Annotated in this window: 10 protein-coding genes; 4 read left to right on the top strand and 6 right to left on the bottom strand. The window is 62.1% G+C overall.

What is annotated here, in order from left to right; genetic code table 11:
• The first annotated feature begins 549 nt into the window (after positions 1-549).
• From MJD61_15585 to MJD61_15595, 3 genes are all read left to right on the top strand, one after another.
• The gene (locus MJD61_15585; GenBank protein ID MCG8556688.1) at positions 550-984 is read left to right on the top strand and encodes a hypothetical protein; all 435 of its coding nucleotides are present in this window, start codon (positions 550-552) and stop codon (positions 982-984) included.
• Between the two features lie 123 nt (positions 985-1107).
• A complete protein-coding gene (locus tag MJD61_15590; protein ID MCG8556689.1) occupies positions 1108-1341 on the top strand; it encodes a DUF433 domain-containing protein in 234 nt (77 codons plus the stop codon).
• Positions 1338-1562 (top strand): DUF5615 family PIN-like protein, encoded by a 225-nt coding sequence (locus MJD61_15595; GenBank protein ID MCG8556690.1) that lies wholly within the window; start codon positions 1338-1340, stop codon positions 1560-1562. The genes MJD61_15590 and MJD61_15595 overlap by 4 nt, the downstream gene beginning before the upstream one ends.
• A gap of 75 nt (positions 1563-1637) precedes the next feature.
• Here MJD61_15595 and MJD61_15600 read toward each other — a convergent pair whose 3' ends face one another.
• The 3 genes from MJD61_15600 to MJD61_15610 form a co-directional block, all read right to left on the bottom strand.
• A complete protein-coding gene (locus MJD61_15600) occupies positions 1638-1967 on the bottom strand; it encodes a type II toxin-antitoxin system PemK/MazF family toxin (protein MCG8556691.1) in 330 nt (109 codons plus the stop codon).
• On the bottom strand, positions 1952-2194 hold the full coding sequence (locus tag MJD61_15605) for a ribbon-helix-helix domain-containing protein (GenBank protein ID MCG8556692.1): 243 nt from the start codon (positions 2192-2194) through the stop codon (positions 1952-1954). Before MJD61_15605 ends, MJD61_15600 begins: the two co-directional genes overlap by 16 nt.
• Before the next feature lie 150 nt (positions 2195-2344).
• The gene (locus MJD61_15610; GenBank protein ID MCG8556693.1) at positions 2345-2674 is read right to left on the bottom strand and encodes a hypothetical protein; all 330 of its coding nucleotides are present in this window, start codon (positions 2672-2674) and stop codon (positions 2345-2347) included.
• A gap of 66 nt (positions 2675-2740) precedes the next feature.
• Here MJD61_15610 and MJD61_15615 point away from each other — a divergent pair, with 66 nt between their 5' ends.
• Complete coding sequence (locus MJD61_15615) at positions 2741-3604, top strand: hypothetical protein (protein ID MCG8556694.1); 864 nt, start codon at positions 2741-2743, stop codon at positions 3602-3604.
• Positions 3605-3794: 190 nt separating this feature from the next.
• Here the strand turns inward: MJD61_15615 and MJD61_15620 are convergent, their stop codons facing one another.
• From MJD61_15620 to MJD61_15630, 3 genes are read right to left on the bottom strand one after another with little or no spacing between them, the layout of a single operon-like run.
• Positions 3795-4178, bottom strand: coding sequence for a hypothetical protein (locus MJD61_15620; GenBank protein MCG8556695.1), 384 nt, complete (start codon positions 4176-4178; stop codon positions 3795-3797).
• A 37-nt stretch (positions 4179-4215) separates the two neighbouring features.
• Complete coding sequence (locus MJD61_15625) at positions 4216-4455, bottom strand: type II toxin-antitoxin system HicB family antitoxin (protein MCG8556696.1); 240 nt, start codon at positions 4453-4455, stop codon at positions 4216-4218.
• Between the two features lie 57 nt (positions 4456-4512).
• Positions 4513-5061, bottom strand: coding sequence for a DUF4351 domain-containing protein (locus tag MJD61_15630; GenBank protein ID MCG8556697.1), 549 nt, complete (start codon positions 5059-5061; stop codon positions 4513-4515).
• Between the last annotated feature and the right edge of the window lie 177 nt (positions 5062-5238).

The raw sequence follows: 5238 nt of genomic DNA on the forward strand, positions 1-5238 counted from the left end.
AGCTTCGGGCCGCGCTGCGTGATGACGATGCCGTGAGGCTCGCACCCTTTGCCAAGGAAGAACAGCTCGTTGCGCGGCTGGCCTGTGCGGACCTTCACCTGATGAGCTTGCGACCCGAGTGGTCCGGGGTCGTCGTGCCTTCGAAGTTTCTTGGCTCGCAGAGCTCGCTTCAAACCTGGGCGAGGTTCAAGCCATGCAGCGTCGCGCTTTCACGACCTACCAGCGCCACTTCTCGAAACAGGCCGTGATGGATCGATGGGACAGCCTGCTGTCGGACGAGCTCGCTCGCCTGCACGGCGGAGCAGCCCTTGGGGCCCCTTGAATCGACGACGCAAGCATCGCATCCAGCTTGACTTGGTGCCTCGGCTGTCCTGCCGGGACCGGTCTCGGTGCAAGCTTGCATCCGTGACACAGTCGCCTAAGCTGGATAGGGTGCAGCAGAGCGTGCAATGCGCTGTAATTGCAGCGTTTTCTGTCGCGCTTGATCATAAGGAGCGAACGACATGAACAGAACCAAGCGGCGGCGGCCTGCCTAGCGCGGGGGCAACAATGGCTAGGAAACTCGATCATCGGCTCCTGCCGGTGTTGGTGTACCCGTCTGAGCAAGTGCCAGGGCAATGGATTGCCGTGTGTCTCGAGATCAACATCGTGACGCAGGGAAACTCGCTCCAACATGCTCAACAGATGGTGCTCGAAGCTGTCTTGATGACCATTGAGGATGACGCCGCAATTGGCCGCGATACCTTCGATCCCGCATGGCGGAGGCCTGCGCCGAGCGAAGACTGGCTCAAGTACGAGCGCATCCTGCAGCAAGGGAGGCCGCTCTCTCAAGCCTACGCCAGGAAGCACCAAGGTCGCATTACCGGCGCAGCAGCAGCAATGCTCATTTCACGTCAAGTCGCGTACTCTGAAGCAGGCTCACGGCCGCCGGCGCCTTGGATGATAAAGGCAACGGAGGCCAGCGACTCCGTGGTCGCTTATTAGCTGGCGGGAGGGTAGCAGGCTAGCGAGTGGCGTGCAGTTGGGGGTTGCCGGGTGAGAATCGCCGTAGCCACGCGCGGCGTGCGGCTCGCGAGTTGTGGCACAAGTGTCTGCTATACTTCATTCATGGAAGAGTTGTTGCGGCGCATAACGCACGACCCCACGATGATGGGAGGCAGGCCTTGCATCCGCGGACTGCGCGTGACGGTCAGCATGATTCTGGGGTTGCTTGCTTCCGGGCGGTCGTATGAGAATATTCTCGCCGACTACCCCTACCTCGAGACTGACGACATCCGCGCTGCGCTGGCCTATGCCGCTTGGCGTTCACAGGAGCAAGAACTGCCGCTCAAGGCCTCGTGAAGCTCGTCGTGGACATGAACCTCAGCCCCCGCTGGGCTGAGGTACTTCGTCGTGCTGGCTTCGATGCCACGCATTGGTCCGCTCTTGGGGATCCGGGCGCCACGGACGAAACGATAATCGCTCACGCACGTAACTCCGGTGCCGTGGTTCTTACCCACGACCTCGACTTCGGGTTGCTGCTTGCCATCTACTTCGCTGCAATCAGGTGCTGTCCTGATTAGCGTGCCGCTTTGCCGGGTCTCCCATGACTGTGCGCTGAGTGTATCACGCTGCGGGCTTTCTGCTCTCGGCGCCGATCAATCCTCGCAGCCACAAGCGATAGCCAGGGCGCGACAGAGGTCGCGCATCCTAGGGGGTGGAACGAGCCCCACAAACTGGCGCAAGTCAGACTGACGGACCGTGAAAACGTTGACGGCATTGGCGCACGAGGGCTTCTTCAGCCCCTCGTCCACCCCAAGCACGACCTCGGTAGGTGAGCCGCGCACGCTCGAAGTGATCGCAACCACGGTGGCAGTATGAATCACGTCGAGCAATGCCTGTCGACTCACGACGACAACGGGCCTGCGACGGTCCGGTGGAGCGAAACGGTGAAGCCAGATCTCCCCCCGCCCTACTCTCTTGGCCATGCTTGGCTCTCCAGCAGATCCTCCACTTCGGCCAGCGCGTGGTCGCCTGCATCGCCGTAGGCGCGCCGAATCGCTTCGTCCAGGCTGCGTCTGCGGGTCGCACGCAGATAGAGCTCGAGCGCGTCCCGAATCACTGCCGAGCGCCCACGGCGGCGTACTTCTGGGTCCGCGTCAATGCGCTTGAGCAAGGACTCGTCCAGTGAGATCTGCACTGCCTTGGATCCCATATGGATACTACTCTTCCATCACTTCATATAGTGTCAAGCCAACATCATGCTGTCGCTGCATGCGAGGGACCGCGCCCGCACTGCATTTCAGGCCGATCGTCAAACCAGCTAGATCCCAGGTGGGCGGCTTACCGGCCCTCAGCCAAGGGATCAGCTGGCTTTCTCGACGCTGATCTCGATCTCACCCATCGGAGGAATGGCGAGACCGCGTGCGACCCGCACGAGAATCCACTCCTCGATCACCTCAGCGAGTTGCTTTCCGCGGCCGGTGGTGTTGTCCGGGGCGCGGTTGAAGTAGGAGTGCCGGTTTCCACCGGCAAGGAATGTGCTACCTTGGAGCATGCCACGATGGGCTCGAATCTCGGAGGTGACGATCCAGATCACGAGCTGCCGCCGGAACAAAAGAATGCGGAAATGGCGCGGCTGCGTCGGCTCGCAGGTGCACTGTTGGGCAAGCCAGGTAGGGCGAGGGAGCGCCAACGCATACTCAGAAGGCTGAACGAGCTGGCACGAAGGAAGTCCAAAAGAAGCCATCAGGGTTAGTTGATGCAAGTTCACATCCAGCCCACGAAGAAGCAGATCGAGCGGTATCAAAGGCTGCTGAAGGAAGAGTGGTCCGTTGCCGCGCTCGAGCGTGCGCTGAAGCTCATTGAAGACGTGGCCGAGCTCGGGGTGGTTTTGCCCGCAGGTGCGGAAGACGGGCCGACCAGTTCCTCCGAGTATCCAATTTCGGCCCATCTCCGAGAAGAGTATCGGGAACGTCTGGAAGAGCTGAACACGGAAGTGCGCCGGCGAGCGCCTGTCGACAAGGACCGCAAGCGAATCAGTGGCGGCGATCGCAGGTTGCTGGAGTTGACCTGGCGCTGCATAGCCTTTCTTACGTTCCCTGCATTCGCGCGCAGCGGCAGGGACGTCTCCGCGTTTCAGCTCACCGGCAACGTTGGCTTTTTCGACGACATTCGCAGCATCCTGTTTCAGCTCGCTGCCGGGGAACTGCTGCCCCAACTGCGGGGTCACAAATGGGATCAGAGTCGACGCGATCTGACCAACGCGCTGCACTTTCATGCGACCAATTTCTGGCGGGATCAGCCGGCGCACCAGCATTACCTGCGAAGCGTTTTCTTTCAGGCGGTCGGCGATCAAGCGCGGGCAGGACGCGAGTTGCTCAACGCCTACCATACGACGCGTCCGCGTGATCCGGACCTTGGTGTAAAGGCCTACTCGTACTGGTCCTTCCTGTTCGAGCACGGGCAGCTCGAGCAAGCGAAGGAGTTCGCTTTGGAGTTTCTCCGCGAGTGTCCGAGGGACCACCTCGATGACGCGCGACAGCTGGTGGACTCATCGTACTCGGCCCTTCAGCCCGTACGACGGGCCGGTGGTGGTCGAAAGGGCCGCGTAGCGCCTGCTTGACGCACATCCTCGCGGGCGTTGCCGGCCGTCGTCCTCGGGTCGTGGCGGCCAAAATTGCGGTCATCGCCCGACAAGCGCCGTCCGGTTTTTGTGCTCGGGCGTCCTGACGTCTTGCCGTCCCTGTCCCAGGTCCCGATCGTTCCGCTGTCGAGCCCAATTCGCGGCTTACCTTGGGAGGTATCGCGCCAGCCTAGTCGCGGGGCCTTCCGCGACGCAGTACGACTCGGGCAACAGAGAAGACCCAGCCCACGAGGTCCGGACGGGCCGCCTCGAAATGATCGGCAAACACGGCTTTCCATTCATCTTCTTCACCGGGAAAGACCAATTCGAACGACGCCACCCGGAGATCCTCGAGAGGTCGGTATCTGATCCCGAGGTCGATGTCACCCCAATTGAACGATTCGATCGACACGCTGCCCTCCACCTCCACGGTGAGCCTGGGGTAACTCATATCGAACCGAACCTGTCGCGAGGGGTCCTTGGTAGTCATCCGGAACTCGCTGTCCTTGCCGTTTCCATGAAGGCTGATTTCTTCGACCAATGCTCCTTCGAGCGGTAGTTTCTTCGTGCACATATTCCCACCAGTCCGCGCGCGTCCCCCCGACTGGGCATCAGCTGGCTTTCTTGACGCTGATCTCGATGCCAGCCAGCGGAGGAATCGCGAGGCCACGCGCGACGCGTACCAGAATCCACTCCTCGATTACCTCGGCGAGCTGCTCGCGGCATGCCTCCAGCGTGGCCCCGTGGGCAAGCACGCCCTGTAGGTCGGGAACTTCGCTCACAAACGTTCCGTCCTCAAGCTTGTCGTATGTGGCGCGCCGGAGAGCCTCGTCGAGGTAGCCGCGGATCATCCGCTGATGATAGCGCAACGTGATCCGGACGGCCCGGGTCCATCTACTTCGCTGCAGTTACTTCCGCTCGAAGACGCTGTCCAGGCTCGGTGCCGTGAGCACACGCTCGGCCCACGTGTCGAGTTGCTCCACGGTCGCGCCGGCAAGCCGCTCCTGCACGCTCTGCGGGAGCTCGCCAAAGCGCAGCCGCAATTGACGACCCACAAGCTCGGCCTTGCCCTCGGCCTTGCCCTCGGCCTTGCCTTCGGCCCTACCCTCGGCATGGCCTCGTGCCAGTGCCTCCTCGGCTATTCGTTGTGCAGCTGTCACATACACCTCTCTTGCCTGCTCACCGACCTCCTGCACCACGAAGCGCTCAACAGCCTCGGGGGCAACCTCGGTCTTCAGCAATACATAGCGCAGGACCATGCTTAACGCTTCCCCCCCGTCGGCTGCTCCATGGACTTCCCGCACAAGGCCTGCCCAGCGTCGCAGCTCTTGGGCAATGTCGCCGCCCAGCACCGCCCGCCGCAGCACCAGCAGCACCAGACGAGTCAGCGCGCTGGCCGCCCGGGAGCGCAAGCTCGGCCTCACGGACCTCGAGGGGTTGAGAGCGACGATGGCCATGTCGCTGGCCTCCCCAAGGGGCGTCCAACGGGCTAGCCCGAGAAACTGAACACCGCGTCGAGCCGCGCTCCGAGCCGCTCGAGTGCCTCGTTGTCTACTGGCATGAGCTTCAAGCGCTCACGTAGCACGCGCTCTTGCACCAGCCCGTACCGCACGGCGTCCCTGATAAACCGCCGA

The organism is Pseudomonadota bacterium, from assembly GCA_022361155.1.
Taxonomy (GTDB): domain Bacteria; phylum Myxococcota_A; class Polyangia; order Polyangiales; family JAKSBK01; genus JAKSBK01.

Bases quoted from the DNA above. Each gene is read 5' to 3' on its own strand.
- MJD61_15600 (MCG8556691.1), bottom strand. From the start codon at position 1,967: ATGGCCAAGAGAGTAGGGCGGGGGGAGATCTGGCTTCACCGTTTCGCT.
- MJD61_15585 (MCG8556688.1), top strand. From the start codon at position 550: ATGGCTAGGAAACTCGATCATCGGCTCCTGCCGGTGTTGGTGTACCCG.
- MJD61_15590 (MCG8556689.1), top strand. From the start codon at position 1,108: ATGGAAGAGTTGTTGCGGCGCATAACGCACGACCCCACGATGATGGGA.
- MJD61_15615 (MCG8556694.1), top strand. From the start codon at position 2,741: ATGCAAGTTCACATCCAGCCCACGAAGAAGCAGATCGAGCGGTATCAA.
- MJD61_15605 (MCG8556692.1), bottom strand. From the start codon at position 2,194: ATGGGATCCAAGGCAGTGCAGATCTCACTGGACGAGTCCTTGCTCAAG.
- MJD61_15620 (MCG8556695.1), bottom strand. From the start codon at position 4,178: ATGTGCACGAAGAAACTACCGCTCGAAGGAGCATTGGTCGAAGAAATC.
- MJD61_15625 (MCG8556696.1), bottom strand. From the start codon at position 4,455: ATGATCCGCGGCTACCTCGACGAGGCTCTCCGGCGCGCCACATACGAC.
- MJD61_15630 (MCG8556697.1), bottom strand. From the start codon at position 5,061: ATGGCCATCGTCGCTCTCAACCCCTCGAGGTCCGTGAGGCCGAGCTTG.